This window comes from Candidatus Caldatribacterium sp. (assembly GCA_014359405.1).
Lineage (GTDB): Bacteria > Atribacterota > Atribacteria > Atribacterales > Caldatribacteriaceae > Caldatribacterium > Caldatribacterium oleiphilum.
Map to the genome: position 1 here is coordinate 1 of JACIZN010000156.1, position 3,604 is coordinate 3,604.

4 protein-coding genes are annotated in these 3,604 nt (G+C 53.6%); 2 read left to right on the forward strand and 2 right to left on the reverse strand.

Translation table 11 applies throughout. From position 1 onward, the window contains the following. Nucleotides 1-153: 153 nt before the first annotated feature. Complete coding sequence (locus H5U36_09670) at nt 154-558, reverse strand: nucleotidyltransferase domain-containing protein (GenBank protein ID MBC7218376.1); 405 nt, start codon at nt 556-558, stop codon at nt 154-156. A 37-nt stretch (nt 559-595) separates the two neighbouring features. Then, nucleotides 596-1,426 (reverse strand): DMT family transporter, encoded by an 831-nt coding sequence (locus tag H5U36_09675; protein MBC7218377.1) that lies wholly within the window; start codon nt 1,424-1,426, stop codon nt 596-598. A 55-nt stretch (nt 1,427-1,481) separates the two neighbouring features. Here H5U36_09675 and H5U36_09680 point away from each other — a divergent pair, with 55 nt between their 5' ends. Both H5U36_09680 and H5U36_09685 read left to right on the forward strand, forming a co-directional pair. Continuing rightward, nucleotides 1,482-2,630 carry an exonuclease SbcCD subunit D gene (locus H5U36_09680; protein ID MBC7218378.1) on the forward strand — a complete coding sequence of 383 codons (1,149 nt, stop codon included), beginning with the start codon at nt 1,482-1,484 and terminating at the stop codon, nt 2,628-2,630. After that, nucleotides 2,627-3,604: SMC family ATPase (locus tag H5U36_09685; GenBank protein MBC7218379.1), on the forward strand; the 978-nt coding region annotated here is incomplete at its 3' end. The genes H5U36_09680 and H5U36_09685, both read left to right, overlap by 4 nt.

Here is a 3,604-nt window from a genome sequence, read left to right on the forward strand (position 1 = left end):
GGAGTGGTGGAGAATCCGTAGGCAGCAAGAGTCAGAATATATCAGCATAGCTCTCCGGGGTACTCCAGTACTCTTTCTTTTTCTTCTTTTTGGAATTCTCTCAAAACGCCAAGCGCTTTCCTGATTTCGCCCAAAAGACGAAGGACTCTCTCTTTATCTACAGGCATCCTTGAACTCCTGGGTGTACTTTTTCAACAACTCTTGGAAGTCCAGGTACTTTTTTAGGCGGGGAAGAAGGAAATCGAACCGGAGGTTCTCGTTCGTGTCCTTAACGAGAATACCCCGAGAGGCGCGGTATACGATGTAGTCAGGGGCGTTATTGAGGACCACAACATCGACCGGAATGCGGAGGACATTTTCGAGTTCCCGTGAGAGCTCAACATCATAGAGGGGAGCATGGACCAGAGGGCTTTTGTCGTCGCAGTACACCGCTATGTCAATATCGCGGTAGCTACTCCCTTCGGCGAAAGATCCGAAAAGATACGCAAAGACAATTTCTTCATGGAGGAGAAGGACGCCTTTGACTTTTTCCAAGAGGTCTTTGTCTTCGCGTGTCATTTTGAGGTCATTATACCATGGCCTGTAGTGTGGAGTTTCAAGAACTCCCTCTCCGTACCTGGCTCAGGAAGACCCCAAGGAGCGCCAGGGAGGAACCGAGAATTTGCTCGGGTGTCGGCGCTCGTCCCATGATGGCGTAGGTGAAAAGATAAGCGCAGGCAGGAACAAGGAGAGAAAAGGTGCCAGAAGTCACTGCTCCAAGGGTTTTGAGGCTCAAAAACCACAGGAAAAATCCCACGACCTGGGCAGAGAAGGCAGTGGAAAAACCCCAGAAGAAGGCTTCTTTGGTAGGAACAAAGTGCTTCTCAGAGAGAACAAGAGGAAGAAGGGCAAGGGTGGAGAAGAGGTTCAAAGAGGTGTTGAAAGCGAGGAGATTCTCTTCCTTGAGGTACCTTCGGTAGTAGAGGATTCCCAAAGACCAGAGAAAGCCTGAGGCGATGGCAAGAAGGGACCCTCGGTCGAAGTTGACGCTCCCGGCAGAAATGAGAATACCTGCAAAGGCGAGGAGCATGCCTGCACCCTGGAGGAATCGAAGGGTTTCCTGGGCAAGAAGAATCGCAAGAAGGGCCACGAAAAGCGGCTGGGTGTACACAAGAGTTGAGGCTAAACCCGGGTTTTGGGAAGCCTGGACGGCAAAGTTCACCATGGTGACGAAGAAGACCCCGTTGAGAAGGGCGCCGAAAACAATCCTTGGTGTTACCTGGATTCTCCGGGTAAGGGCAAGAAAAAAGACGGCTCCCGTGGCAAAACGAAAGAAAGAGAGGGTATAGGGGGACATGTACCCAAGAGCCATTTTCGTCAGAGGCCAGGAGAGCCCCCAAAAGACGAGGACGCCGAGAATCGGAAAATAGGCCCTGTTTCCACGCATGCCCTTATTATACAGGGCACCGTAGAGTTTGGTACAATATCCTGGTGGGAAGAAGATGAGGCCACTCAAAATCCTTCACACTGCGGACTGGCATTTGGGGCTCGTTTCCTGGAGGAGCTATCGGGAAGTTGACCGCTTCGAGGAGCAAAAGGAGTGCCTCGAGCGACTCCTTAGAGTTGCGCAGGAAGAAAAGGTAGACCTCATCCTCCACGCTGGAGACCTCTTCCACCAGTACTACCATCCCCCAAAAGAGGCGATTCAGCTTGCTGCAGAGGCTATTGCGGAGCTTTCCCGTATTGCTCCTTTTGTCTGGATTATCGGAAACCACGACTGGTACGCTGTAGAAGCTCTGCGGAAGGTGTTCCCTCAAGGAGTTACGGTCATTCGGGACATGATGCCCCGGGACTTTGGGGAGCTTGAGGTGACGATTTTCCCAATCCCGTACATACCCATTTCCCGGTTCCTGGGGGATCATCCAGGGGAGAGGGTTCAGGAACAGGCTAAAAGGCATCTCTTGCAGACCATGCAGAGGTGGGTAGCATCCTTCAATCCCCGCCACTTCCACATTCTCCTTGGGCACCTGACGGTGGAAGAGCTCGCTTTCTACGCGGAGGCTAACGCTTCTCGGGAAGTGTTTATCAAAAGGGCCGATTTCCCTCATGGTTTCTCCTACGGTGCTTTGGGGCATCTCCATGGCTATACCCTTCTTGAGAGTCCCTTTACCCTCTGTTACCCTTCGTCCCTTGTCCCGGACAATTTCAGGAATCCTGGGGATAAGGGTGGCTTTGTCCTTGCTGAACTTGTTCCCGGTGAGCAGCCGAGGGTGCATCCGGTATTCCTCGAGACCTCATCCCTTTTGAGCATCGATCTTGAGCGGCCCCTTGGAGTTTCGGAAGTTCGTCGTCTCGTGGAAGAAAAGCTCCGCAACAGCCGGCGCAACTACGTTCGTCTCCGGGTTCGGGGGGAAATTCTCTCCCCGGAGTGGATGGCCGAGCTCAAGCGTCTTCGGGGTGAGCGCTTCGAAATCGTGGTGATTGAAGCCATTTGGGAGGAAGAGGAAAAGAGCGCAGTAGAGGCATCGGTTGATGTTGCGGCTTTGCCGGAGCTCTTTGCCCGTTTTGCGGAAGAAGAGAACCTTTCCAGGGAAGTGGTGGAACTTTTTGAAGCGTACTACCACAGAGTTCTTGAGGGAGAAGAGCAATGAGACCCCTGTATCTCAGGCTTGAACGTTTCCTGGGGCTTGAGAGAGTTGAGCTTGAGTTTCCTTCAAACCTCTTTGTCATTGTGGGACCCAACGGAGCCGGAAAATCCTCCCTCCTTGAAGCCATGTACTTTGCCCTGTACGGCAGGGGAATTCGGACCGAGCGAGGGAAAAAGGGGCTCATCCATCGGGGGAGTCCCGACAAAGCCCTCCGGGTGCAACTTGAGTTCCTCCTTGGAGAAAGGAAATTCCGGGTTACCCGGGAGTACTCGGTGAAGCAGGGAGGGACGGCCTACCTTGAGCAGCGGGAGGGAGAGCGGTGGAAGCCGGTAGCATCCGGGGAACAGGGGGTTACCGCTTACATCGAGGAACTCCTTGGATGTGATGCCCTGACGTTTCGCTCTTCGGTCTTTTTGCCTCAGGGGGAGACGCTGGCTTTTGTTGAGGCCTCCTCAGCAGACCGCTTCCGAACCTTGAGCAGTCTCTTTGGTCTTGATATCCTCGACAGAATGCGGGAGCTTGTTCGGGATAGGGTTAAGGTGCTTGAGGGGGAGCTTGGACCGCTGCGAGAAAAACTCCGTCTCCTTGAGGCTGAAGACCTTGAGGGGGAAGCAGCTCGACTCAGAAAAGAAGAGGCGGCGCTTGAGCGAGAACTAAGGTTGGCTGAAGAGGAATCAAGAGCTCGTGAGGGACGGCTGGAGGGGGTTAAAAGGCTTCGAGAGGTCTTGCGAGAACTCAGGGAACGGGCAGAGCAAATTGCAAGTTTAGAGAGGAGGCGAATAGAACTCCTGCGTCTTGCAGAGGAGGACGAAGCTATTGAGCTTGCACATCGGATTCACGAGACCCTCGAAGCATCCTGGCGTTCGGTGGCGGAGCTCCTGGCGCGGGTGACCCGGGAAGAGGAAAAGGAGAAGGAGCTCCTTCGGAAAACCGAAGAGGATCTGACGGAGACAAAAAGGGCCCTTACAGAGCTCCTC